The sequence below is a fragment of the Pseudomonas sp. SBT1-2 genome, from assembly GCF_028640875.1.
In the GTDB taxonomy this organism is placed as follows: Bacteria; Pseudomonadota; Gammaproteobacteria; order Pseudomonadales; family Pseudomonadaceae; genus Aquipseudomonas; species Aquipseudomonas chlororaphis_I.
The window spans coordinates 66,581-90,334 of sequence record NZ_JAQZAA010000111.1 but is presented as its reverse complement, the minus strand read 5'-3'; the positions used below and the strand labels follow the sequence as shown (position 1 = coordinate 90,334).

Below are 23,754 nucleotides of genomic sequence, written 5' to 3'. Positions count from 1 at the left end.
GCATATCTGAATATTCATATATTCGCCGCTCCAACTGCCTGGAGTGGCCCTGGTGTCCGACGCTCTCAACCCCGCCGAACTGTTCAAGGCGCTTGCCGACGAAACCCGCAGTCGCATCGCCTTGCTCGTGACCCGCGAAGGCGAGTTGTGTGTCTGTGAGTTGACCGCCGCCCTGGGCCAGAGCCAGCCGAAGATCTCCCGGCACCTGGCGCTGTTGCGCAGTTGCGGCCTGCTGGCCGACCGCCGCCAGGGGCAATGGATCTACTACCGGCTGCACCCGCAATTGTCACCCTGGGTGACCGCATTGCTGCAGGACACGCTGGAGGCCAACAGCCCCTGGCTGCAGGCTGACCTGCAACGCCTGCAGACCATGGCCGATCGCCCCGTGCGCTGCTGCTGAATTCCCATCCACCTCACTTTTCCTGTTCAAGGCTGCCCGGCATGCTGACTGCTTCATTGATTTTCCTGCTGACCATTACCCTGGTGATCTGGCAGCCCAAGGGCCTCGGCGTGGGCTGGAGCGCGGTGTTCGGCGCGGTGCTGGCGTTGCTGTTCGGGGTGGTACAACTGACGGACATTCCGGTGGTCTGGCAGATCATCTGGAACGCCACCGGCACCTTCGTGGCCTTGATCATCATCAGCCTGCTGCTCGACGAGGCCGGGTTTTTCGCCTGGGCGGCCTTGCATGTGGCGCGCTGGGGGCAGGGCAGCGGGCGCAAGCTGTTTGCCTTCATGGTGCTGCTGGGGGCGCTGGTGTCGGCGCTGTTCGCCAACGACGGGGCGGCGCTGATTCTCACGCCGATCGTGATTTCCATGCTGCTGGCGTTGCGCTTCTCCCGGGCCGCGACCCTGGCGTTCGTCATGGGCGCCGGGTTCATCGCCGATACCGCGAGCCTGCCGCTGGTGGTGTCGAACCTGGTGAACATCGTTTCCGCGGACTTCTTCAATATCGGCTTCAACCAGTACGCCGCGGTGATGCTGCCGGTGAACCTGGTCAGCGTGGCCGCGACCCTGGCGGTGCTGCTGTGGTTCTTCCGCCGCGACATTCCGCAGGCCTACAACCCCGAGGAACTGGAGCTGCCCGCCAGCGCGATCCACGACAAGGCCACCTTTGTCGCCGGCTGGTGGGTGCTGGTCATCCTGCTGCTGGGCTGTTTTGCCCTGGAGCCGCTGGGCATTCCCATCAGCGCGATTTCGGCGGTGTGCGCGGCCTTGCTGCTGGGCATCGCGGCCAAGGGCCACAAGATTTCGACGCGCAAGGTGCTCAAGGAAGCGCCGTGGCAGATCGTGATTTTCTCCCTCGGCATGTACCTGGTGGTGTACGGCCTGCGTAATGCCGGGCTGACCACCCACTTGGCCGGCTGGCTCGACCGCTTCGCCGACTACGGCATCTGGGGCGCGGCCATGGGCACCGGGCTGCTGACCGCCGTCCTGTCATCGATCATGAACAACCTGCCGACGGTGCTGATCGGCGCGCTGTCCATCGACGCCAGCCAGGCCAGCGGCGTGATCAAGGACGCGATGATCTACGCCAACGTGATCGGCAGCGACCTGGGGCCGAAGATCACTCCGATCGGCAGCCTGGCCACCTTGCTCTGGCTGCACGTGCTGGATCGCAAGGACATCCATATCGGCTGGGGCCGCTACTTCAAGGTCGGCATCGTGCTGACCCTGCCGGTGCTGCTGGTGACCCTGGCGGCGCTGGCCCTGCGCTTGTCGGTGATGTGAGGGGCAGGTTCGTATTCGTCGAAAACCCGCATCCACCACGTAACCTGTAGGAGCGAGCTTGCTCGCGAAGTGTCGTATCTGGCACCCCGCGTTGCCCCTATCGCGAGCAAGCTCGCTCCTACAGGTTCGGTGTTTGGCGCAGTTGAAGGAGTTATAGAAGCTCAACTCGCCCCTGGCACATTCGGCCAGAGGTCCGCCACCAGGAACAGGCGTTCGGCTTCCTCCCAGTCGCCGGCGCGGTTTTCCGTGAGGCGCACCAGCAGTTGCGCCGGGGCGTGCGGGTCGAGTTCCTCCAGCCAGGCTTGCAGCTGTGGGGCGCTCCAGGTTTGTTCCGGCGGGTAGGACGCGGGCGCCAGCCAGGCCTGGCGTGGCAAGGGTTGCCAGCGCCCGGGCGGGCTTTGCGCGATAAAGGCTGGCCAGTCGCGCTGGTGCAGCCAACGCCCGCGCAGGTGCTGCGGGTGGGCGCCGCGGGGCGGTTGCGTGGTGCCGGGCCAGGGGTAGAGCAGGTAGCCGCCGAGCCACAGGTGGGCGCTGAAGTCCTGGATATCCATGGCCGCCAGCACTTCCAGGCTGTCGGCGCGGGCGGAGATCGGTAACTGGTGTTCGTTCAGGTGCGCCAGCTTGCGGTCCAGGCGATCGTGGCAGCCGGGGCCCAGCCACAACGCGGTGTTCGTGCCGTTGCCATGTTGCGGGCCGAGGTAGAGCTTGATCGCCAGTTCCAGATGGTGAATGCCGTCGCGATCGCGCAGCAGCATGTCCAGTTCGCCCAGGGTGTGGCCGGCGCGACGGATCGGCAGGTTGGCCGCCAGCAGCTCGACGCCGGGCGCGTGCTGTACGGCAAATTGCCACAGGCGTTCGTAGTACAGCCCCAGGCGTTTGGTCGGCCCGAGGGCCAGCCAGCGGCGCAGGGCGCGGCCGTCCTGGTCCAGCTGATGCAGCCAGTGCGCCAGCAGCTGCGGCGCCTGCACCCAGTCGCTGCCGGCCAGTGGATGGCGCTGCGGCCAGGGCGTCTGGTCGAGCATCGGCGGCGCGAGGATGACCCAGGCCAGGTCGCGCACTTCGGGGTGGCGCAACTGGCGGGGGAGGTCGAGCAAGCCGGGAAACAGGATCATTCTGCGAGCATAGCGCCTAACGTCGAGGCTGAAAGGATTTTGTCTATGGCCGGCTTTCGCCCATAATCTCTGCTTTGCCCGTCCCAGAACCCCTGCAGGAGCCCCATGGAGCAATTTCGCAATATCGGCATTATCGGTCGCCTGGGCAGTTCGCAGGTGCTGGACACAGTTCGCCGACTGAAAAAGTTTCTGCTCGCCCGCCACCTGCATGTGATCCTCGAAGACACCATCGCCGAAGTGCTGCCCGGCCACGGCCTGCAGACCTCCTCGCGCAAGCTGCTCGGCGAAGTCTGCGACATGGTGATCGTGGTCGGCGGCGACGGCAGCCTGCTGGGCGCGGCCCGTGCCCTGGCGCGCCACAACATTCCGGTGCTGGGGATCAACCGCGGCAGCCTGGGCTTCCTCACCGACATTCGTCCGGACGAGCTGGAAGTCAAGGTCGCCGAAGTCCTCGACGGCCATTACCTGGTGGAAAACCGTTTCCTGCTGCAGGCCGAAGTGCGGCGCCACGCCGAAGCCATCGGCCAGGGCGACGCACTGAACGATGTGGTGCTGCACCCGGGCAAGTCGACGCGGATGATCGAGTTCGAGATCTACATCGACGGCCAGTTCGTCTGCAGCCAGAAGGCCGACGGCCTGATCGTCGCCACGCCGACCGGCTCCACCGCCTACGCCTTGTCCGCCGGCGGGCCGATCATGCATCCCAAGCTCGACGCCATTGTGATTGTGCCGATGTACCCCCATACCTTGTCGGGAAGGCCGATCGTGGTCGATGGCAACAGCGAGCTGAAAATCGTCGTGTCCAAGGATATGCAGATCTACCCGCAGGTTTCCTGCGACGGGCAGAACCATTTCACCTGTGCCCCCGGTGACACCATCACTGTCAGCAAGAAGGCGCAGAAACTGCGCCTGATCCATCCGCTGGACCACAACTATTACGAGGTCTGCCGGACCAAGCTCGGCTGGGGCAGCCGACTGGGTGGTGGAGGCGACTGATGCTCGATCCCGCGCGAAGTTATGACCTGATCGGTGATGTGCACGGTTGCGCCCTGACCCTCGAACACCTGCTGGACAAGCTCGGTTATCGCAAGCAGGGCGGCGTCTGGCGGCATCCGTCGCGCATGGCGGTGTTCCTCGGCGACATCATCGACCGCGGCCCACGGATCCGCGAAGCCTTGCACATCGTCCACGACATGGTCGAGGCCGGCCAGGCGCTGTGCGTCATGGGTAACCATGAGTTCAACGCCCTGGGCTGGGTCACCCCGGCAGCGCCCGGCGGCGGCAGGCATTTCGTGCGCGAACACACGCCGCGCCATGCCCGGCTGATCAATGAGACCCTGGCGCAATTCGAGCAGTACCCCAAGGACTGGCACGATTTCCTCGACTGGTTCTACCAGATGCCGCTGTTCATCGACGCCGGGCGTTTTCGCGTGGTGCATGCCTGCTGGGACGCCGGCCTGATCGAACCGCTGCGGGCGCAATACCCCGACGGCTGCATCGACGAGCACTTCCTCCAGGCCTCGGCGGTACCCGGCAGCTTCGCCAATAACGTGTTCGACCGCCTGCTGCGCGGCACCGACATGCGCCTGCCCCATGGCCTGACCATGACCAGCGGCGATGGCCTGACCCGTTCGTTCTTCCGCACCAAGTTCTGGGAAGACGACCCGCAGACCTACGGCGACATCGTGTTCCAGCCCGATGCGCTGCCCGAGCCGGTAGCTCGCACGCCGCTGTCCTCGGCGGAGAAAAACAACCTGCTGCGCTACGGCGTCGATGAGCCGTTGCTGTTCGTCGGCCATTACTGGCGCAGCGGCAAACCGGCGCCGATTCGCTCGAACCTGGCCTGCCTGGATTACAGCGCGGTGCTCTACGGCAAGCTGGTGGCTTATCGCCTGGACCAGGAAACCCGCCTGGACCCGGACAAATTCGTCTGGGTCTATGTCGAGCGGCCGGAGGAGCAGCAATGAGTGCGGTTGCGGTATTGCGTCTGCCGTTGAATGTGGACCTGAGTGGCTTCGTCAAACTGTTGCAGCGCATGCAGGTGCCGCACCGGGTCAGCGAGGAAGCGGGGGAGCAGGTGCTCTGGGTGCCGGACGCCATCAGCGAGGACGTGCGTTCGTTGTACGAGCGTTTTCCGGCGGGCGATCCCGAGCAGCAACTGGACATCCCCGAGGCCGGCGCCGCCCTGCGGCGTCCGGGGTTCGTCGAGCAACTGCGGCGTAGCCCGGCTACTGCGCTGATCCTGCTGCTGAGCCTGATTGTTGCCGCCTTGACTTTGCTCGGCGAAAACCTTGGCACCCTGCGCTGGCTGACCTTCCTCGAATTCCGCGTGGTCGGCGACTACATCCAGTTCACGCCCCTGGCCGACAGCCTGGCGGCGGGGCAGTGGTGGCGCCTGGTCACGCCGATGCTGATCCACTTCGGCTTCCTGCACATCGCCATGAACGGCATGTGGTACTGGGAGCTGGGGCGGCGCATCGAACAGCGCCAGGGCAGCATCAACCTGCTGGGCCTGACGTTGCTGTTCAGCCTGGTGTCGAACTACGCGCAATACCTGTTCAGCGGGCCGAGCCTGTTCGGCGGCCTGTCCGGCGTGCTCTACGGCCTGCTCGGGCATTGCTGGATCTATCAGTTGCTGTCGCCCAACCCGGCCTATCGCCTGCCTCGCGGAGTCCTGGCGATGATGCTGGTGTGGTTGCTGATCTGTATGTCGGGGCTGATCTCGGTGATCGGCTTCGGTGAAATCGCCAACGCCGCCCACGTCGGCGGGTTGCTCGTCGGATGCCTCACAGGTTTGTTGGGCGGCTTGTACAGTCGCCGTAAACTGGCCGTCTAATGCTGGAGACCGCTTATGTCGTCGTTTGTTGAAATGATTGAAAACATCACCCCGGACATCTACCAGAGCCTGAAACTGGCGGTAGAGATCGGCAAATGGTCCGATGGCCGCAAGCTCACCGCCGAGCAGCGCGAACTGTCCCTGCAGGCGATGATCGCCTGGGAAATGCAGAACCTGCCCGAAGAGCAGCGCACCGGCTACATGGGCCCGCAGGAGTGTGCGTCGAAGTCGATCGAAGTGCCGAATATCCTGTTCAAGTCGGATGCCATCCATTGATCGAAATTGGCCGTGGCTCCATCAGTAAAATGTCGGTGCGCCTGGACGGGGCGGATGTCCAGTACGCCTTTCGTCTTGGCGACACCGAGGTGCCGGTCAATCCGTTGATCGGCAGCACCGTGCGCCTGGAATACCTGGGGGCGATCCACTGCACCCATTGCGGGCGCAAGACCAAGACCAGCTTCAGTCAGGGTTACTGCTACCCGTGCATGACCAAGCTGGCCCAGTGCGATGTCTGCATCATGAGCCCGGAACGCTGCCACTACGACGCCGGCACCTGCCGCGAGCCGTCCTGGGGCGAGCAGTTCTGCATGACCGACCACGTGGTGTACCTGGCCAATTCGTCGGGGATCAAGGTCGGCATTACCCGCGCCACCCAGCTGCCCACCCGCTGGCTCGACCAGGGCGCCAGCCAGGCGCTGCCGATCATGCGCGTGGCGACCCGCCAGCAGTCCGGTTTCGTCGAGGACCTGTTCCGCACCCAGGTGGCCGACAAGACCAACTGGCGCGCCTTGCTCAAGGGCGACGCCGAGGCGGTGAACCTGGCGCAGGTGCGCGACCAGCTGTTCGCTTCCTGCGCCGAGGGCCTGCGCGCCTTGCAGGAACGCTTCGGCCTGCAGGCGATCCAACCGGTCAGCGATGTCGAGCCGATCGAGATCCGCTACCCGGTCGAGCAGTACCCGGCCAAGATCGTCAGCTTCAACCTGGACAAAAACCCGATTGCCGAAGGCACGCTGCTGGGGATCAAGGGCCAATACCTGATCTTCGATACCGGCGTGATCAACATTCGTAAATACACGGCCTACCAGCTCGCCGTGCATCAGTAGAAGGATTCGACGCATGCGCACCGAACAACCGAAGATGATTTACCTGAAGGACTATCAGGCGCCCGAGTACCTGATCGACGAAACACACCTGACCTTCGAGTTGTTCGAGGACCACAGCCTGGTCCATGCGCAACTGGTGATGCGCCGCAACCCAGTGCATGGCGGTGGCCTGCCGCCGCTGGTGCTCGACGGCCAGCAGCTGGAGCTGCTGTCGGTGTCCCTGGGCGACCGCGAGCTGACGGCCGCGGATTACCAGCTGAGCGCCAACCACCTGACCCTGCAGCCGAGCAGCGAATCCTTCACTGTCGACACCAGCGTCAAGATCCACCCGGAAAGCAACACCGCCCTGGAAGGCCTGTACAAGTCCAGCGGCATGTTCTGCACCCAGTGCGAGGCCGAGGGCTTTCGCAAGATCACGTACTACCTCGACCGCCCGGACGTGATGAGCAAGTTCACCACCACAGTGGTGGCCGAGCAGCACAGCTATCCGGTGCTGCTGTCCAACGGCAACCCGATCGCCAGCGGACCGGGCGAAGACGGCCGGCACTGGGCGACCTGGGAAGACCCGTTCATGAAGCCGGCCTACCTGTTCGCCCTGGTGGCGGGCGATCTGTGGTGCGTCGAGGACAGCTTCACCACCATGAACCAGCGCGAGGTCGCGCTGCGCATCTACGTCGAGCCGGAAAACATCGACAAGTGCCAGCACGCCATGACCAGCCTGAAGAAATCCATGCGCTGGGATGAACAGACCTATGGCCGTGAGTACGACCTGGACATCTTCATGATCGTCGCGGTCAACGACTTCAACATGGGCGCCATGGAAAACAAGGGCCTCAACATCTTCAACTCCAGCGCCGTGCTGGCCCGCGCCGAGACCGCCACCGACGCCGCGCACCAGCGGGTCGAGGCGATCGTCGCCCACGAATACTTCCACAACTGGTCGGGCAACCGCGTGACCTGCCGCGACTGGTTCCAGCTGTCGCTCAAGGAAGGCTTCACGGTATTCCGCGATGCCGGCTTCTCCTCGGACATGAACTCGCGCACGGTCAAGCGCATCCAGGACGTGGCCTACCTGCGCACCCACCAGTTCGCCGAAGACGCCGGCCCCATGGCTCACGCCGTGCGCCCGGAAAGTTTTATCGAGATCTCCAACTTCTACACCCTGACCGTGTACGAGAAGGGCTCGGAAGTGGTCGGCATGATCCGCACCCTGGTGGGCGCCGAAGGCTTCCGCAAGGGCAGCGACCTGTACTTCGAGCGCCACGACGGCCAGGCCGTGACCTGCGACGATTTCGTCAAGGCCATGGAAGACGCCAACGGCATCGACCTCGCCCAGTTCAAGCGCTGGTACAGCCAGGCCGGCACCCCGCGCCTGGCGGTCAGCGAGGCCTATGACGCGGCGGCGAAGACCTACAGCCTGACCTTCCGCCAGAGCTGCCCGCAAACCCCGGACAAGGTGGAAAAGCTGCCGTTCGTGATTCCGGTCGAGCTGGGCCTGCTGGACGCCAAGGGCGCGGCCATTGCCCTGCGCCTGGCCGGCGAAGCCGCCGCGCAAGGCACTTCGCGGGTGATCTCGGTGACCGAAGCCGAGCAGACCTTCACCTTCGTCGACATCGCCGAACAGCCGCTGCCGTCCTTGCTGCGCGGCTTCTCGGCGCCGGTGAAGCTGAGCTTCCCGTACAACCGCGACCAGCTGATGTTCCTCATGCAGCACGACAGCGACGGCTTCAACCGTTGGGACGCCGGCCAGCAACTGGCGGTGCAGGTGCTGCAAGACCTGATTGCCCAGCACCAGCAGGGCCAGGCACTGGTGCTGGACCAGCGTCTGGTCACCGCGCTGGCGACGCTGCTGGCCGACGACAGCCTGGACCAGGCCATGGTCGCGGAAATGCTCTCGCTGCCGGGCGAGGCCTACCTGACCGAGATCAGCGAAGTGGCGGATGTCGAGGCCATTCATGCGGCGCGCGAGTTCGCTCGCCAGCAATTGGCCGATAGCCTGTTCGACGCGCTGTGGAAGCGTTACCAGGCCAATCGCGAGGTCTCTCGGAGCACCGACTATGTCGCCGAGTCTGCGCACTTCGCCCGTCGCGCCCTGCAAAACATCGCGCTGTCGTACCTGATGCTCACCGAGAAGCCGCAAGTGCTGGCGGCGGCCATCGAGCAGTTCGACGCCGCCGACAACATGACCGAGCGCCTGACAGCGCTGGCGGTGCTGGTCAACTCGCCGTTCGAGGCCGAGAAGGCCAAGGCCCTGGCGGTGTTCGCCGAGCACTTCAAGGACAATGCCCTGGTCATGGACCAGTGGTTCAGCGTCCAGGCCGGCAGCACGCTGCCGGGCGGGCTGGAGCGGGTCAAGGCGCTGATGCAGCACCCGGCGTTCAACATCAAGAACCCGAACAAGGTGCGCGCCCTGATCGGCGCCTTCGCCGGCCAGAACCTGATCAACTTCCACGCCGCGGACGGCTCCGGCTACCGTTTCCTGGCCGACCTGGTGATCCAGCTCAACGGCTTCAACCCGCAGATCGCCTCGCGGCAACTGGCGCCGCTGACCCGCTGGCGCAAATACGACAGCGCCCGCCAGGCGCTGATGAAAGGCGAGCTGGAACGCATCCGCGCCTCCGGCGAGCTGTCCAGCGATGTGTTCGAAGTGGTTAGCAAAAGCCTGGCCTGACCCTTGTAGGAGCGGCCGGTCGACGCTCGATTGCTCGCGAAAAAACTCAAGCCAACGCGCGGCCCCAGATGCCGCGCGTTGTCGTTCAGGTCTTATCGCGAGCAATCGAGCGTCGACCGGCCGCTCCTACAGGGGAGTGGAGCTGTCCGGCTCGCTCTGCAAGGCTTCAGGCAGATCCCGGTGATAGTTCTGCGCGCCGATGGCGTGCAGGATGCCGACCCGTTCAAGCTTGGTGTGGACCTTGAGGTTGGCTTCGCACAGCTTCACCACAATCCCGCGCTTGTGCAGTTGGCCTATCACTTCCTCCAGCATCTGCAAGCCGGTGATATCCATGAAAGGCACGTGTCTCAGGCGAATGATCAGCACCTGCGGGTCGCTGTGGGTCTGCGCCAGCGCGCGCTCGAAAGTCTCCGCGGCACCGAAGAACAGCGGCCCCTCGATGGTGTAGATCAGCACGCCCGGTGGCAGATGCAACTGGCCGTTGCCGTGCAGCTCATGTTGCAGGTCCTGCTCCACCACCTGTTGCACCTCCACCGAGGAGGCCATGCGCCGCAGGAAGTGCAGCATCGCCAGGATCACCCCGATATTCACCGCGATCACCAGGTCGCTGAACACCGTGAGGACAAAGGTGGCCAGCAGAATCGCCACGTCCGCCCGGGGCGCCCGTTGCACCATGCGCTTGAAGTGGTGCAGTTCGCTCATGTTGTAGGCCACCACGAACAGGATCGCCGCCAGGGCGCACAGCGGGATATTGGCCGCCAGTGGCGCGAGAAACAGGATGATCAGCACCAGGACCAGCGCGTGGATGATGCCCGCCAGCGGGCTGCTGCCGCCGTTGCGGATATTGGTTGCGGTGCGGGCAATCGCGCCGGTGGCGGCGAATCCGCCGAACAGCGGGGTGGCCAGGTTGGCGATGCCCTGGCCGATCAGTTCCTGGTTGGAGTCGTGGCGGGTGCCGGCCATGCCGTCGGCCACCACCGCCGACAACAGCGACTCGATGGCGCCGAGCATGGCGATGGCGAAGGCCGGACCGATCAGGTCCAGCACTCGCGGCAGGCTGATTTCAGGCAGCTGCAACGCCGGCAACCCCTGGGGAATACCGCCGAAGGCGCTGCCGATGGTGGCCACGCCGTCGAACTGGAACAGGGACTGCAGGGCCGTGGCCAGGGTCATGGCGACCAGGGGCGCCGGCAGGCGTTTGAGCTGCGCGATCCTCGGCACGCCCCACAACAGCGCCAGGCTGAGCAGGGCCAGCAAGGTGGTGGCCAGGTGCAGGTCGGGCAGGGCTTGCAGCAGGTGCCAGAGCTTCTGGTGGAAGTACTCGCCGCCGACGGCGGGCAGGCCGAAGAAGTCCTTCCACTGGCTGACCCAGATGATCACCCCTATCCCGGCGGTAAAGCCGAGTATCACCGGGTCCGGGATGAACTTGATCAGCGCCCCGAGGCGACTGATGCCCAGCAGGAACAGGATGATCCCGGCCATCATGGTCGCCAGTTGCAGGCCGTCGACCCCGTACTTGGCAGTGACCCCGGCCAGAATCACGATAAAGGCCCCGGTGGGACCGGCGATCTGCAAGCGGCTGCCGCCGAACAGCGACACCAGCAGGCCGCCGACGATGGCGGTGTAGATCCCCTGTTCGGGCTTGACCCCGGAGGCGATGGCGAAGGCCATGGCCAGGGGCAGCGCCACCACGCCGACAATCACCCCGGACACCAGGTTGCGGGCCCAGTGCGCGCGTCCCAGCAATCCGGCTTTCCACGCCTCGCGTATGGCAATCATGGCTCACTCCCGACATCCGACTCGCAGATCACGCTGCTCATCATAGCCAAAGCCAGGAGGCGAGGCCCATGGCCTGAGTCAGTCTTTGCGCGGCTATCGGCTGCAGCCACTGGGATCGAGGAGTGCAGTCCGCGGCGTTGGTGTTCTTGCCTCAGCTACGCTTCGTACACCACCCCCAGTATCGACTGAGCAGTCAGGTTCCAGGCTGGGGCGATGGTTAACAAAAGATAACGTGGTGTCGATTGTCAGACGTTTCGAAAGCCCGATAGGATAGGTCAGCTTCCGAAGGGGCTCTAGATTGCAGGTTTCAGGACATTGTCCTAACCGCCCCGAACGGCGCCCTGTAAAGGTTGAACGACCTAACAATAATAAATGGGGGAGAGGTCTATGAGTGAGCCTGTCATGGGTGTGAGTTCCTGCCGCCCGCCGGCCTTGCGCAGATTTGCGTTGCTGGCTACAGCGCTCTCGCTGTTGGGGGTCGCCCTGTTGTCGGCCCCGGTCCAGGCCGCCGCGTCCGCGGCGGACACTGTCTATTCCACCGAATCGGCCAAGGCCAGCAAGGGCCTGATGCTCGATGTCGTGCATGCCGGTCCGCGCCTGGTCGCCGTCGGCGATCGTGGGCACATTCTTTATTCCGACGACCAGGGCCAGACCTGGACCCAGGCCAAGGTGCCGACCCGGCAGCTGCTGACCGCGGTGTATTTCGTCGATGCCAAGCACGGTTGGGCCGTCGGCCACGATGCCCAGGTGCTCGCCAGCGAAGACGGTGGCCTGACCTGGACCAAGCAATTCGAAGACCTCAAGCGCGAAGCGCCGCTGCTGGACGTGTGGTTCCAGGACATCAGCAACGGTTTTGCCGTGGGCGCCTACGGCGCGCTGCTGGCCACCACCGACGGCGGTAAAACCTGGGAAGACGCCAGCGACCGCCTGGACAACGAAGACCAGTACCACCTCAACGCCATCGCCGCGGTGAAGGATTCCGGCCTGTTCATCGTCGGCGAGCAGGGCAGCATGTTCCGCTCCGCCGACTGGGGACAAACCTGGGAACGCCTCGAAGGCCCTTATGAAGGTTCGTTCTTCGGCGTGATCGGCACCGCCCAGCCCGCCACGTTGCTGGCTTACGGCCTGCGCGGCAACCTCTATCGCTCCACCGACTTCGGCAGCACCTGGGAGCAGGTCGAGCTCAAGGCCGCCCGCGGCAGCCTGGAGTTCGGCCTGTCCGGCGCCACGCTGCTGGACGACGGTTCGCTGGTGATCGTCGGCAACGGCGGCAGCGTGGTGCGCAGCACCGACAACGGCGTGACCTTCAGCGTCTACAACCGTCCGGACCGGATCTCCCTGGCAGCGGTGACGGCAGCCGGCAATGGCAACCTGATTCTGGCGGGGCAGGGCGGTGTGCGCTCGACCTCGTCGAATGGCGCCGATCTCGGAAAATAATCAGGGCAAGCAAGCCGGGCCAATAATAAGAAGGCGGGAACACTTCCATGAGCAGTCATCAAACCGACAAGGCGACGTTTCTCGAGCGTCTGATTTTCAACAACCGCCCGGCAGTGATCGTCATCTGCCTGCTGGTCAGCGTTTTCCTGTTCTGGCAGGCCACGCTGATCAAACCGTCCACCAGCTTCGAAAAAATGATCCCGCTCGAGCATCCCTTCATCGAGAAGATGATGGAGCATCGCAACGACCTGGCGAACCTGGGCAACACCGTGCGTATCTCGGTGGAAGCCAAGGACGGTGACATCTTCACCAAGGACTACATGGAGACGCTGCGGCAGATCCACGACGAGGTGTTCTACATCTCCGGCGTCGACCGCTCGGGCCTCAAGTCGCTGTGGAGCCCCAGCGTGCGCTGGACCGAGGTGACGGAGGAGGGCTTCGCCGGCGGCGAAGTGATCCCGCAGAGCTACAACGGCTCGGCCGACAGCCTCGACCTGCTGCGCAACAACGTGCTCAAGTCGGGCCAGGTCGGGCGCCTGGTGGCCAACGACTTCAAGTCGAGCATCGTCGACATCCCGCTGCTGGAGTCCTACCCGGACCCGCAGGACCAGGGCAAGCTGCTGGCCCTGGACTACCAGAAGTTCTCCCACCAGCTTGAAGAAAAGATCCGCGACAAGTTCGAGGCGCAGAACCCCAATGTGAAGATCCACATCGTCGGTTTCGCCAAGAAGGTCGGCGACCTGATCGATGGCCTGATCATGGTGGTGATGTTCTTTGGCATCGCCTTCCTGATCACCCTGGTGCTGCTGTACTGGTTCACCTGGTGTATCCGCAGCACCATCGCCGTGCTCATCACCACCCTGGTGGCGGTGGTCTGGCAACTGGGCCTGATGCATGCCGTGGGCTTTGGCCTCGACCCTTACTCGATGCTGGTGCCGTTCCTGATCTTCGCCATCGGCATCTCCCACGGCGTGCAGAAAATCAACGGTATCGCCCTGCAGTCCAGCGGTGCCGACAATGCCTTGACCGCGGCCCGGCGCACCTTTCGCCAGCTGTTCCTGCCGGGGATGATCGCGATCCTCGCCGACGCCGTGGGCTTCATCACCCTGCTGATCATCGACATCGGGGTGATCCGTGAGCTGGCCATCGGCGCGTCCATCGGCGTGGCGGTGATCGTGTTCACCAACCTGATCCTGTTGCCGGTGGCGATTTCCTATGTTGGCATCAGCAAGCGCGCGATCGAGCGCAGCAAAAAAGACGCTACCCGCGAGCATCCGTTCTGGCGCCTGCTGTCGAACTTCGCCAGCCCGAAAGTCGCCCCGGTGTCGATCTTCCTGGCCCTGCTGGCCTTCGGTGGCGGCCTCTGGTACAGCCAGAACCTGAAGATCGGCGACCTCGACCAGGGCGCGCCGGAACTGCGTCCGGACTCGCGCTACAACAAGGACAACAACTTCATCATCAACAACTACTCCACCAGTTCCGACGTGCTGGTGGTGATGGTCAAGACCGCTTCCGAAGGCTGCTCGCGCTACGAAGCCATGGCGCCGATCGACGAGCTGATGTGGAAGATGCAGAACACCGAGGGCGTGCAGTCGGCGATCTCCCTGGTGACCGTGTCCAAGCAGATGATCAAGGGCATGAACGAGGGCAACCTGAAATGGGAAACCCTGTCGCGCAACCCGGACGTGCTGAACAACTCCATCGCCCGCGCCGACGGCCTGTACAACAACAACTGCTCGCTGGCGCCGGTGTTGATCTTCCTTAACGACCACAAGGCCGAGACCCTCGACCGCGCGGTGCATGCGGTCCAGGAGTTCGCCAAGGAGCACAACAAGGACGGCCTGGAGTTCCTGCTGGCGGCGGGTAACGCCGGGATCGAGGCGGCCACCAACGAAGTGATCAAACGCTCGGAACTGACCATCCTGGTGCTGGTGTACATCTGCGTGGCGGTGATGTGCATGATCACCTTCCGCTCCTGGGCGGCGACTCTGTGCATCGTGCTGCCGCTGGTGCTGACCTCGGTGCTGGGCAACGCGCTGATGGCGTTCATGGGCATCGGCGTCAAGGTCGCGACCTTGCCGGTGGTGGCGCTCGGGGTGGGGATCGGCGTGGACTACGGGATCTACATCTACAGCCGCCTGGAAAGTTTCCTGCGTGCCGGTCTGCCGCTGCAGGAGGCCTACTACCAGACCCTGAAATCCACCGGCAAGGCGGTGCTGTTCACTGGCCTGTGCCTGGCCATCGGCGTCGCCACCTGGATCTTCTCGGCCATCAAGTTCCAGGCTGACATGGGCCTGATGCTGACCTTCATGCTCCTGTGGAACATGTTCGGCGCGCTGTGGCTGCTGCCGGCGCTGGCGCGATTCCTGATCAAGCCGGAGAAACTGGCGGGGCAGAAGGGCCACTCGCTGTTCGCCCACTAAGCTTCGAAGCGCCAAGCAAAACCGCGACCCAGGTCGCGGTTTTTTATTGCCCGGCCAGACACCACCGGCCCCTGTAGCCGCTGCCGAGCCCGCGAGGCTGCGATCGACCGGCACGGTCGCAGCGGTGTTCCTGGTGCAGGAGGGCCTTCGGCCCTGGCGCAGGCTTCGCCAGCGGCTACAGAATTTGTAGCAATGGTTCGTGCGAACTTTGCAATGCCACTACAGCCGCGCCGCGCCGGACCCGCTATCATGGCCGCTTTCCATTGCTGACTGACGACCATGACTGCCGCTACAGACACTTTGCTGACTGCCCTCCAAGCCTGCGACATGCTGGAAATCGACGGGCTGCATGCCTTCGACTTCACCCTTGACGACCAACAGCTGCTGATCGAATGCATGGACGGCCGTGCGGCCAAGCGCTGGAGTTTCAGCCTGGCCCAGGTCAACGCCGCGACCTTCGACGACACCCTGCAAAGCTGGACCATCGTCGGCGACTCCGGTGAGCACCGCCTGGTGTGCATGAGTGCTTTCAGTGCCCGTAACGATGAGGAGGATGAACATGAGGATGCGTAACTTCTGGCCACTGCTGATGGCTGGCAGTGTCGGCGCCATGGCCGTGCAGGCCGCGCCGGTCGAGACCCAGGAACTGCTGGTCGGTTCCTACACCCAGGGCCAGAGCGAAGGCATCTACCGCCTCAAGTTCGACGGCCGCACCGGCAAGATCGAGGCCAAGCCGCTGCAGGTGGTCAAGAGCGCCAACCCGTCCTGGCTGACCCTGTCCAAGGACCAGAAGCAGCTGTTCGTAGTCAACGAGAACGGCCCGGGGCAAGCCGACCCGATCGGCCGGGTCAGCAGCTTCAGCATCGAAGCCAAGGGCCACAAGCTGAACCCGATCAACCAGGTGCAGAGCCTGGGCAACGAGCCGACGCATTCGAGCCTGAGCGGCGATGGCCGCTACCTGTTCGTCAGCAACTACTCGGTGGTCGCGGATCCGGGCGGCAGCCTCGCGGTGTTGCCGGTCGCTGCCGATGGCAAGCTGTCGCCGGTGGTCCAGCTCAGCAGCCACCCGGGCAGTGGGGTCAACCCCGAGCGCCAGGTCTCGGCCCATGTGCATTCGGTGGTGTCGTCGCCGGACGGCCAGTTCGTGTTCGCCAGCGACCTGGGCGCGGACAAGGTCTTTGTCTACCGCTACGACCCCAAGGCCAACGCCGAACATCCCCTGACCGCGGCCGAGCCGGCGTTCGTCGAGCTGCCGCCGGGCAGTGGCCCACGCCACCTGCTGTTCAGCGCCGATGGCAAGCACGCTTACCTGACCCTGGAAATGAGCGCCCAGGTGGCGGTGTTCGACTACCAGGACGGCAAGCTGACCCAGAAGCAGATCCTCGACTTGACCAGCGGCGGCAAGGAGAAGAAGGCGGCGGGTGCGCTGCACGCTTCCAAGGACGGTAAGTACCTGTACGTGAGCAACCGCGGCACGGCCAATCAGTTGCTGGTGTTCGCCATCGACGAAGCCACCGGCCAGCTCAAGGAGATCCAGCGGCGTTCGGTGGAGGGCGATCACCCGCGTGAGTTCAGCCTCGATCCGAGCAACAAGTACGTGCTGATCGGCAACCAGAAGAGCAACGAAATCGTGGTGATCGAGCGCGACGCCAAGACCGGTTTCCTCGGCAAGACCGTGCAGAAACTGCCGTTCGATTCACCCAGCGATATCAAATTCCTGGTGCGTCAATAAGCCACAGGCCCCGGTCGACGGGGCCTGAGCCTTTCTATTAATGACGCTGATATCTGCTACTGCTGGAAAAAATTTCAACCCGCCAACCCTCGGGCGTAGTTTTGCTTCACGGCCCGGCGCATCAAGGCTTCCGGGCAAACAAGCCGACTGCATACGAGGGTTACCCAATGAACTTCAATCTCTTCTCCGTGATCGCCGCTTCCGCCATCTCCGCTACCGTGGCCCTGCCAGCCAGCGCCAACGTGGAAATCAGCGAGAAAAAATCCGCGACCAACACCTACACCCAGAAATACCTGCAACAGAGCGCCAACTTCTACGCCGCGCTGGATCACAAGATCCAACACTGAAATTCCCCGCACCGCCCAGGTATGCAGGAGCGAAGTCACTGGCTTCCCTGAATGGACTCGTTCATCCAGCGGACAGCAGTGATGTCGCTCCTGCATCACCTGTATGCGACGTTTTCCCCCATGCCAGGCAAATTAGCTTGGTAATGTCACATCGCCATATGTTTAAATTTGACGCTAATTAATTGACTCCTCCTTTCCAAGGATCGACAGCATGGCGATGCGTCTGGCAGTGGTTCTTCTGTTCCTCTATTCCACCCCGATTCTCTCGGCTGCCCAGCCTGTCGAAGGCGAGCCGGAAACCTCCCGCGAGCGAATGCTGACCCTGCTTGAGGGTTGATTGGCCGCGGACCAACGATCAATCCAACTGATGGTGACTATGCACCGAGGTTGTTTCTGCGGCGGGCGTTTTTAACGGATTCTGTGGGCACTGAAACATGCCCACGGAGACCACCATGGCCCACTCGATCCTCACCTCTGCCAAGCGCGGCGCCTATGTCGCCATTGGCCTGTACCTGGCCATGGTCCTCCTGGTCAGCCTCTCGGCCCAGACCCCGTCGACGGTGCAACCGCCGATCCAGGTCGCTTACCCGGCCATCCAGTTCGAACACCGCGCGCAAGCCGCCGAACAGGTTCCTGATGCGGGAGTGGCGCTGCTATGAAAGGACGCAGGTTCTGGGTCATTGCCGTCCTGGCGTTCATGACCAATGGCGCTTCCTTGCTGGGGATCGGGCAGGGCTCGGCGGGCTCGCTGGCCCGGGCCATCGAATGCAATCACAACATCGCCCACAACATTGAAACCGCCAAGGCCCAGGGCCTGCTGGCCGGCAACCCGCCAGCCAAACCCAGGGCCGCGTTCTTCGGCCCGTTCAGCGTCGATTGCTCGGCGTTGCAGATGTGTAGTGTGCTGGCCTGATCCGAGGAGCAACGCGAACCCTGTAGCCGCTGCCGCAGGCTGCGATCGGTCGCGAAGCGGCCGCCTCCTGGGACACCTCGGTCTTTCTGCCAATACGCGGTGGGGCGTTTTACAAGCGCTGCGCGCTTGATCGCAGCCTGCGGCAGCGGCTACAGGGGCGGTTTGGCCATCACCTGGGTGAACAGCTCCGACTCCAGGAACCGCTGCAACCAGCGCTGCAAATGCCGGTAAGGCGTCTGCGCAAACCACTCGCGATCGACATGGGCGAACTGCCGCACGAAAGGCGCCAGGGCCATGTCCGCCAGGCTCGGGTGATCTGCCAGCAGGTAATCGTGCTGGCTCAACAGTTCATCCAGCTGCCGTAGAAATACTTCCCCCTGACTGCGGTAATGCTCCATCGGCTGTTCGGGATAACGCTCGGCGTATTTGTAGCGATTGAGGTGCAGCTTGAACACCTGGTCGTTTTCCGCGATCAGCGCCTCGATCCGTTGCTGCGCCGGCCCATCGTCCTTCAGCAGCCAGTCCTGCGGATCGTGCTGGGCCAGGGCCCAGCGCATGATGTCCAGGCTTTCGTCGATCACCCGTCCGTCAGCGTTGAGCACCGGCACCGTGCCCTTGGGCGACAGCGCCAGCATCTCGGCCGGCTTGGCCTTGAGGCTGACTTCGACTATCTCCAGCGGCACTCCGCTGTAGCGCAGTGCGAGGCGGGCGCGCATGGCATAGGGGCAGCGGCGGAACGAATACAGGGTATTCATTTCACCTCCAGGGTACTCAGGCCATTGCCCTGGCGCCGTACCTGGATCTGCACCGGAATCCGCTCGTGCATTTCCTGCACGTGGGAAATCACCGCCACCTTGCGTCCCTGGGCCTGCAAGCCGTCGAGGGCGTCCATCGCCAGTTGCAGGGATTCCGGATCGAGGCTGCCGAAACCTTCGTCGATAAACAGCGACTCGATCTTCAGCGTGCTGGAGGCCATGGACGCCAGGCCCAGGGCCAGTGCCAGGGACACCAGGAAGGTCTCGCCGCCGGACAGCGAATGCACCGAGCGCAGTTCATCGCCCATTTCCGTGTCCATCACCAGCAGGCCGAGCATGCTGCCGCCGCGCTTGAGGCGATAGCGCCGCACCAGCTGGCGCAGCTGCGCGTTGGCGTGATGCACCAGCAGGTCGAGGTTGTAGGCCTGGGCGATCTTGCGGAAGGTGTCGCCGCTGGCCGAGCCGATCAAGGCATTGAGCCGCGCCCAGCGCTGCCATTCGGTGTAGGCCTGGGCGATCTGCTCGCCCAGCGCCTGGTTGGCGTCTTGCCGGCGCTGGTCCTCGCTCTGCTGGGCGCGCAGTTCGGCGCTCAGCTGTTCGCTGGCGGCCAGCTGGTTGTGCAATTCGCTCAGGGCGCTGGCCAATTGTTCGGCGTCGAGCTGGCCGTCGTGCTGGGCCTGATGGCTGTGCAGGCGTTGCTCGCGTTCGGTGACCAGGACCTTGGCCTGTTCCACTGCCTTTTCGCTCGCTTGCAGTTGTTGGCGCAACGCAGTGACCTGCTGGTCGTCGAGGCTGAGCAACTGTTCCAGGCCGCCGTCGTCCAGTTCCGGGTGCTGCTGGCGCCAGTCGGCGATCTTGCTGCCCAGCGCCTGCTGTTCGGCTTCCAGGGCCAGCAGGCGTTCCTCCTTGCCTTGCAGTTCCGCGCCCAGCTGCACCAGCAGGCTGCGGACTTCCTGCAACTGCTGGTTGGCCTGCACGTCGGCGGCGCGCGCCTGTTCCACGGCCTGTTCCAGATGTTGCTGCCACTGCTCGGCACTGGCGTGTTCGCCCAGCAATTGCGCGAGCTTGTTGCGGGCGGCTTGCTGTTGTTCGGCCAGGGTATTGAACTGCTCCTGGGCGGCTTGCAGTTGCTGCACGCGGGTCTGCTGGCGATCCTGTTCCTTGTCCAGGGCCAGCTGGCGCTGTTGCTGCTCCTGTTGCTCTTCCTTCTGTTGGTCGAGCTGCTCCAGGCGCTGCATGACCTGCTGGTCGATCTGCATAAAGGTCGCGGCCGGGTCGCTGCGCAGGGCTTCGAGGGTATCGGCCGGCAGCAGGGTGGCGAAGGCCGACAGTTCTTCTTCCAGGCGTTGGCGATCCGCGCCCAGCTGCTGTTGCTGCTGGGTCAGCTGTTGCGTGGCTTCCTGGCTGGCCTCGACCGCCGCTTGCAGTTGCTGTTGCAGGCGCGCGGCGTCCTTTTGCAGTTTCAGCAGGGCGCCTTGGCGCTGTTCGTCCTGCAGGATGCTCTGGTTCAGTTGGCTCAGTTGCTGGTTCAGCCAGGCGTCGCGCTTGCCGGCGTCCTGGTCGAGCAGCGCCGCCGCCAGCGGATGGGCTTCGATACTCGGCGCCAGGGCCTGCTGCTGGCTTGCCAGTTGCTCCTGTTGCTGGAGGAATTCCTTTTGCTGGGCGATCAGGCCGCCGACCTGGCTGCGCAGTTCGGCGAGCTTTTCCTTGAGTTCATCCACCGCCTTGCGTGCGTTGGCTTCTTCGCTTTCGTCGTGGCGACCCAGGCTCTGCAACAGCGCCTCGGGCTGATGGTAGGGATGCTCGTGGCTGCCGCAGACCGGACAGGGCTGATCGTCCTGCAACTGCTCGCGCAGCTCTTCGACACTGGCGCTGCGCGCCAGGCGCTGGCGTTCCAGCAGTTGCTGGGTCACCGTCAGGGTCTGTTCGGCGACCGTCAGCTCGGCTTTGCTTTGCAGCCCGATCCGGTTCAGCTCTTCGCGCTGGCGCGCCGCGGTCTGCAACTTGTCCGCCAGCTCCGCGCCGCGCTTGTCCAGCTCCTGCTGGCTGGCCCACAGCCGCGCCAGTTCTTCGAAGGCGCGCTGTTGCTTGCGGTTGTCCTGCAGCAGGTCGCTGAGGATCTGCAACTGTTCGGCCACCGCATGGGGCTCGGCGCCGGCTTCGCTGTACAGCACTTGCAGCTCATCGCGTTGCGCAGCCAGTTGCTGCGCCGCGCTGGCGGCCCGTTGTTGCAGGCCGGGCAGTTCTTCCTGGCCCTTGTTCAGCCGGTTGCCGGCCAGCATCAGCTGTTGCAGGCGATCGCGGTAGGCATTCCAGGCATCGCTCAGCGGCGCCAGATGGGTGCTGTGTTCCAGCTGCTCGGCAATCCGCTGCAGGCGTTCGCCCACCAGCCGCTGCTGTTCGAGCATGGCCTGGATCGCCTGCTGGCCTTGCTCGCTGGCTTGTTGCAGTTTGTCCTTGAGCTCGCCGGCTTCGCCGCAGGCCTTGCCCAGGTGGGCGAGGGTGCTTTGCTCGGCAAAGGCCTCGCGCAGCAGCGGGGCACTGGCGCTTTGCTGTTCCTGGGCGGCGAGTAACGCGGCCTGGGCCGTGCCCAGTTGTTGCTCCAGTTCGCCCTGGCGTTGCTGCTCTGCGCCTTGTTGCTGGCGCTGTTGCCGGATCTGTTCGCGCAGCGGCGTCAGTTGCTGGTTCAGTTCCACCTGCCGGGCGAACTGATGGCGTTGCGGCGCCAGTTGCTCCAGGCGGATCAGCCTGGTCCGCTCGCTGCCCAGGCCTTCCCAGGTCGTTTGCGCCTGTTGCAGTTGCTCGGCGGCGCTCCGCTGCTGGTCCTGCAACTGCTGCAGTTCCTTGAGCCAGGCGTGTTGCAGCTCCAGCTGCTTGAGCTGCGCCTGCTGGGCCTTGAGCTGCTGCTGGGCGGCGTCGAAGCGTTGGTCCAGCTCGGCGCGGGCCTCGGGCTCCAGCGGGGTGATGCCACTGGCCTGGGCCTTGAGGGTTTTGTGCTGTTCCTCGGCTTCCTTGCTCTTGCTGTAGGCGCGCCGCCCGAGCTGGCTGTAGATCGAGGTGTTGGTGAGCTTTTCCAGCAGCTCGCTGCGTTCCTTGTCGTCGGCCTTGAGGAAGGCGCTGAACTCGCTCTGGGCCAGCATCACCGCGCGGGTGAACTGCTCGAAGTTGAGCCCCAGCTTGGCTTCGATCAACTGCTCGTAGTCGCGCTTCTGGCTGGCCAGCAGTTGATTACTGTCCAGGTCGTGCAGGCTCTGTTTGCTGGCCTGCAGCTTGCCGTTGGCCTTGTCCCGGGCGCGGTTGGTTTCCCAGCGCGCGCGATAGCGATGGCCGTCGATGCCGACGAAGTCGACCTCGGCGTAACCGCTGCCGGTGCCACGGCGCAGCAGGGTGCGCGGGTCGCTGGTGAGCATTTCGCTGTCCACCTCCGGCACCTTGGTTTCGCGGCCGATATTGTTCAGCCGCGGCACCGCGCCGAACAGTGCGAGGCACAGCGCATCGAGCAGGGTGCTCTTGCCGGCGCCGGTGGGCCCGGTAATGGCGAACAGCCCGGCGCTGGCCAGGGGCTCGGCGCTGAAGTCGATTTCAAAGGGGCCGGCCAGGGAGGCCAGGTTCTTCAGGCGGATGGCAAGAATCTTCATGGCTGCTCCTCCTCGTGCTGCACTTCCTGGAGCAGTTGCGCGAAGTCCTTGAGGGTCTGTTCGTCCACCTCGCTGCCGTAGCTGTCCAGCCAGGCGCGGCTGAACAGGTCCTGCGGGCTGAGCTGGTCCAGCTCCACCAGTTGCGCGGCGCCGTCGTCGCCCTCGCGACCGCCATTGCCGGCGTATTCGGCGGCAATCCGCACCAGACGCACGGCCTTGCCCTGCAGAGCGCTTTCCACTTGCTGGCGCAGGTCCGGCTGCGGCTCGTCCAGGCGCACCCGTACTTCCAGCCAGGGCTGGCGCTGCTCTTCGGCCAGCAGGTCGATGTCCGGCAGTTCCGCCAGTTGCAGCAGGATCTCCGCCAGCGGCGCCGGGCCCAGGCGTTGCAGGTTGACCGCGCGCGGGATCAGCCGCGGCTCGACGCTGACCAGGGTTTCGCCGTCGAGCTGGATATCGAGGATCTGGTGCTGGTAGCCGATCTCCGAGAACGACAGCGGGATCGGCGAGCCGCTGTAGCGAATGCGCTCCTCGCCGTTGACCTTCTGCGGCTTGTGCAGATGCCCCAGGGCCACGTAGCTGATGCTCGGGCCGAACAGGCTGGCGGGCAGGGCCTCGGCATTGCCGATGATCAGGCTGCGCTCGGAGTCTTCCGACACCGAACCGCCGGCCATGTGCGCGTGACTGATGGCGACCAGCGCCTGGCCCGGCTGGCGCTTGGCGTTGGCCGCAGCGATCAGCCACTCATGCACCTGGCCGATACCCCGCAGGTAGTCGTCCCCCAGGTGCGGGCCGGTGACCTCCGCTGGCCGCAGGAACGGCAGCGCCAGGCACCAACCGGCAATCGCGCCGCTGGCATCGGGCAACGGCAGCAACAGACGCTCGCTGTCCAGCTGCCCGTCGTCCAGCCACAGCACCCGGCCCAGGGCATGGGTGCGCAGACGCCGCATCAAGGGCGCCGGCAACTCGATGCGCGAACCGGAGTCATGGTTGCCGGCGATCATCACAATGGTCAGGCCGGGCTGCTGTTCATGGGCGCTGACGATAAAGTCGTACAACCGCTCCTGGGCTTTGACCGGTGGATTGACCGTGTCGAAGATATCGCCGGCGATCAGCAGTACGTCAGGGCTGTGCAGCGCCAGCTGGCGCAATAGCCATTCAAGGAAGCAGGCATGCTCGAAATCGCGTTCCTGGCCATGGAGGTTCTGCCCCAGGTGCCAGTCGGAGGTGTGAAACAGACGCAAGGCAAACTCCGCAAACAATCAGGTGAGCCGCAGGGAAGA

Annotated in this window: 21 protein-coding genes; 16 read left to right on the top strand and 5 right to left on the bottom strand. The window is 64.3% G+C overall.

Annotated elements, in window-relative coordinates:
* Positions 1–52: 52 nt before the first annotated feature.
* Entirely contained in the window at positions 53–400 is a 348-nt protein-coding gene (locus PVZ78_RS25840) for a metalloregulator ArsR/SmtB family transcription factor (RefSeq protein WP_028682271.1), read from the top strand.
* Between the two features lie 41 nt (positions 401–441).
* Positions 442–1,728 carry an arsenic transporter gene (locus tag PVZ78_RS25835; protein WP_273829500.1) on the top strand — a complete coding sequence of 429 codons (1,287 nt, stop codon included), beginning with the start codon at positions 442–444 and terminating at the stop codon, positions 1,726–1,728.
* Between the two features lie 161 nt (positions 1,729–1,889).
* Here the strand turns inward: PVZ78_RS25835 and PVZ78_RS25830 are convergent, their stop codons facing one another.
* Complete coding sequence (locus PVZ78_RS25830; protein WP_009048718.1) at positions 1,890–2,840, bottom strand: DUF1853 family protein; 951 nt, start codon at positions 2,838–2,840, stop codon at positions 1,890–1,892.
* A 105-nt stretch (positions 2,841–2,945) separates the two neighbouring features.
* Here PVZ78_RS25830 and PVZ78_RS25825 point away from each other — a divergent pair, with 105 nt between their 5' ends.
* From PVZ78_RS25825 to pepN, 6 genes are read left to right on the top strand one after another with little or no spacing between them, the layout of a single operon-like run.
* Entirely contained in the window at positions 2,946–3,836 is an 891-nt protein-coding gene (locus tag PVZ78_RS25825) for an NAD(+) kinase (protein WP_007920913.1), read from the top strand.
* Positions 3,833–4,807: a metallophosphoesterase gene (locus tag PVZ78_RS25820; protein WP_371920928.1), complete on the top strand. Its 975-nt coding sequence runs from the start codon at positions 3,833–3,835 to the stop codon at positions 4,805–4,807. The genes PVZ78_RS25825 and PVZ78_RS25820 overlap by 4 nt, the downstream gene beginning before the upstream one ends.
* Positions 4,804–5,676, top strand: coding sequence for a rhomboid family intramembrane serine protease (locus PVZ78_RS25815; protein WP_016704656.1), 873 nt, complete (start codon positions 4,804–4,806; stop codon positions 5,674–5,676). Before PVZ78_RS25820 ends, PVZ78_RS25815 begins: the two co-directional genes overlap by 4 nt.
* A 15-nt stretch (positions 5,677–5,691) precedes the next feature.
* The gene (locus tag PVZ78_RS25810) at positions 5,692–5,952 is read left to right on the top strand and encodes a YeaC family protein (RefSeq protein ID WP_007920905.1); all 261 of its coding nucleotides are present in this window, start codon (positions 5,692–5,694) and stop codon (positions 5,950–5,952) included.
* The gene (locus PVZ78_RS25805) at positions 5,949–6,779 is read left to right on the top strand and encodes a DUF2797 domain-containing protein (RefSeq protein ID WP_273829499.1); all 831 of its coding nucleotides are present in this window, start codon (positions 5,949–5,951) and stop codon (positions 6,777–6,779) included. The genes PVZ78_RS25810 and PVZ78_RS25805 overlap by 4 nt, the downstream gene beginning before the upstream one ends.
* Before the next feature lie 13 nt (positions 6,780–6,792).
* Positions 6,793–9,450, top strand: a complete 2,658-nt coding sequence (gene pepN, locus PVZ78_RS25800) for an aminopeptidase N (RefSeq protein ID WP_273829498.1) — start codon at positions 6,793–6,795, stop codon at positions 9,448–9,450.
* Between the two features lie 126 nt (positions 9,451–9,576).
* On the opposite strand, the gene PVZ78_RS25795 is transcribed toward pepN, so the two are convergent.
* On the bottom strand, positions 9,577–11,229 hold the full coding sequence (locus PVZ78_RS25795) for a SulP family inorganic anion transporter (protein ID WP_009048723.1): 1,653 nt from the start codon (positions 11,227–11,229) through the stop codon (positions 9,577–9,579).
* Between the two features lie 387 nt (positions 11,230–11,616).
* Here PVZ78_RS25795 and PVZ78_RS25790 point away from each other — a divergent pair, with 387 nt between their 5' ends.
* The 8 genes from PVZ78_RS25790 to PVZ78_RS25755 all read left to right on the top strand — a co-directional run bounded on the left by PVZ78_RS25790 (position 11,617) and on the right by PVZ78_RS25755 (position 18,081).
* Complete coding sequence (locus PVZ78_RS25790; RefSeq protein ID WP_016704660.1) at positions 11,617–12,666, top strand: WD40/YVTN/BNR-like repeat-containing protein; 1,050 nt, start codon at positions 11,617–11,619, stop codon at positions 12,664–12,666.
* Positions 12,667–12,713: 47 nt separating this feature from the next.
* The gene (locus PVZ78_RS25785; RefSeq protein ID WP_273829497.1) at positions 12,714–15,089 is read left to right on the top strand and encodes an efflux RND transporter permease subunit; all 2,376 of its coding nucleotides are present in this window, start codon (positions 12,714–12,716) and stop codon (positions 15,087–15,089) included.
* A gap of 279 nt (positions 15,090–15,368) precedes the next feature.
* Positions 15,369–15,662, top strand: a complete 294-nt coding sequence (locus PVZ78_RS25780; protein ID WP_016704661.1) for a DUF5629 family protein — start codon at positions 15,369–15,371, stop codon at positions 15,660–15,662.
* The gene (locus tag PVZ78_RS25775; protein WP_273829496.1) at positions 15,649–16,821 is read left to right on the top strand and encodes a lactonase family protein; all 1,173 of its coding nucleotides are present in this window, start codon (positions 15,649–15,651) and stop codon (positions 16,819–16,821) included. The genes PVZ78_RS25780 and PVZ78_RS25775 overlap by 14 nt, the downstream gene beginning before the upstream one ends.
* Before the next feature lie 167 nt (positions 16,822–16,988).
* Positions 16,989–17,168 (top strand): hypothetical protein, encoded by a 180-nt coding sequence (locus tag PVZ78_RS25770; protein WP_007923220.1) that lies wholly within the window; start codon positions 16,989–16,991, stop codon positions 17,166–17,168.
* A gap of 211 nt (positions 17,169–17,379) precedes the next feature.
* The gene (locus PVZ78_RS25765) at positions 17,380–17,505 is read left to right on the top strand and encodes a hypothetical protein (protein ID WP_009048728.1); all 126 of its coding nucleotides are present in this window, start codon (positions 17,380–17,382) and stop codon (positions 17,503–17,505) included.
* Between the two features lie 115 nt (positions 17,506–17,620).
* Positions 17,621–17,827, top strand: a complete 207-nt coding sequence (locus PVZ78_RS25760) for a hypothetical protein (RefSeq protein ID WP_009048729.1) — start codon at positions 17,621–17,623, stop codon at positions 17,825–17,827.
* Positions 17,824–18,081, top strand: a complete 258-nt coding sequence (locus tag PVZ78_RS25755) for a hypothetical protein (RefSeq protein ID WP_009048730.1) — start codon at positions 17,824–17,826, stop codon at positions 18,079–18,081. Before PVZ78_RS25760 ends, PVZ78_RS25755 begins: the two co-directional genes overlap by 4 nt.
* 149 nt (positions 18,082–18,230) lie before the next feature.
* Here PVZ78_RS25755 and PVZ78_RS25750 read toward each other — a convergent pair whose 3' ends face one another.
* From PVZ78_RS25750 to PVZ78_RS25740, 3 genes are read right to left on the bottom strand one after another with little or no spacing between them, the layout of a single operon-like run.
* The gene (locus tag PVZ78_RS25750; RefSeq protein WP_273829495.1) at positions 18,231–18,836 is read right to left on the bottom strand and encodes a glutathione S-transferase; all 606 of its coding nucleotides are present in this window, start codon (positions 18,834–18,836) and stop codon (positions 18,231–18,233) included.
* Positions 18,833–22,474 carry an AAA family ATPase gene (locus tag PVZ78_RS25745; protein ID WP_273829494.1) on the bottom strand — a complete coding sequence of 1,214 codons (3,642 nt, stop codon included), beginning with the start codon at positions 22,472–22,474 and terminating at the stop codon, positions 18,833–18,835. Before PVZ78_RS25745 ends, PVZ78_RS25750 begins: the two co-directional genes overlap by 4 nt.
* Positions 22,471–23,715, bottom strand: a complete 1,245-nt coding sequence (locus tag PVZ78_RS25740; RefSeq protein WP_007923235.1) for an exonuclease SbcCD subunit D C-terminal domain-containing protein — start codon at positions 23,713–23,715, stop codon at positions 22,471–22,473. Before PVZ78_RS25740 ends, PVZ78_RS25745 begins: the two co-directional genes overlap by 4 nt.
* Between the last annotated feature and the right edge of the window lie 39 nt (positions 23,716–23,754).

Bases quoted from the DNA above. Each gene is read 5' to 3' on its own strand.
- PVZ78_RS25795 (WP_009048723.1), bottom strand. From the start codon at position 11,229: ATGATTGCCATACGCGAGGCGTGGAAAGCCGGATTGCTGGGACGCGCG.
- PVZ78_RS25785 (WP_273829497.1), top strand. From the start codon at position 12,714: ATGAGCAGTCATCAAACCGACAAGGCGACGTTTCTCGAGCGTCTGATT.
- PVZ78_RS25760 (WP_009048729.1), top strand. From the start codon at position 17,621: ATGGCCCACTCGATCCTCACCTCTGCCAAGCGCGGCGCCTATGTCGCC.
- PVZ78_RS25750 (WP_273829495.1), bottom strand. From the start codon at position 18,836: ATGAATACCCTGTATTCGTTCCGCCGCTGCCCCTATGCCATGCGCGCC.
- PVZ78_RS25810 (WP_007920905.1), top strand. From the start codon at position 5,692: ATGTCGTCGTTTGTTGAAATGATTGAAAACATCACCCCGGACATCTAC.
- pepN (WP_273829498.1), top strand. From the start codon at position 6,793: ATGCGCACCGAACAACCGAAGATGATTTACCTGAAGGACTATCAGGCG.
- PVZ78_RS25745 (WP_273829494.1), bottom strand. From the start codon at position 22,474: ATGAAGATTCTTGCCATCCGCCTGAAGAACCTGGCCTCCCTGGCCGGC.
- PVZ78_RS25765 (WP_009048728.1), top strand. From the start codon at position 17,380: ATGGCGATGCGTCTGGCAGTGGTTCTTCTGTTCCTCTATTCCACCCCG.
- PVZ78_RS25835 (WP_273829500.1), top strand. From the start codon at position 442: ATGCTGACTGCTTCATTGATTTTCCTGCTGACCATTACCCTGGTGATC.
- PVZ78_RS25770 (WP_007923220.1), top strand. From the start codon at position 16,989: ATGAACTTCAATCTCTTCTCCGTGATCGCCGCTTCCGCCATCTCCGCT.
- PVZ78_RS25775 (WP_273829496.1), top strand. From the start codon at position 15,649: ATGAGGATGCGTAACTTCTGGCCACTGCTGATGGCTGGCAGTGTCGGC.
- PVZ78_RS25825 (WP_007920913.1), top strand. From the start codon at position 2,946: ATGGAGCAATTTCGCAATATCGGCATTATCGGTCGCCTGGGCAGTTCG.
- PVZ78_RS25755 (WP_009048730.1), top strand. From the start codon at position 17,824: ATGAAAGGACGCAGGTTCTGGGTCATTGCCGTCCTGGCGTTCATGACC.
- PVZ78_RS25815 (WP_016704656.1), top strand. From the start codon at position 4,804: ATGAGTGCGGTTGCGGTATTGCGTCTGCCGTTGAATGTGGACCTGAGT.
- PVZ78_RS25790 (WP_016704660.1), top strand. From the start codon at position 11,617: ATGAGTGAGCCTGTCATGGGTGTGAGTTCCTGCCGCCCGCCGGCCTTG.
- PVZ78_RS25780 (WP_016704661.1), top strand. From the start codon at position 15,369: ATGACTGCCGCTACAGACACTTTGCTGACTGCCCTCCAAGCCTGCGAC.
- PVZ78_RS25830 (WP_009048718.1), bottom strand. From the start codon at position 2,840: ATGATCCTGTTTCCCGGCTTGCTCGACCTCCCCCGCCAGTTGCGCCAC.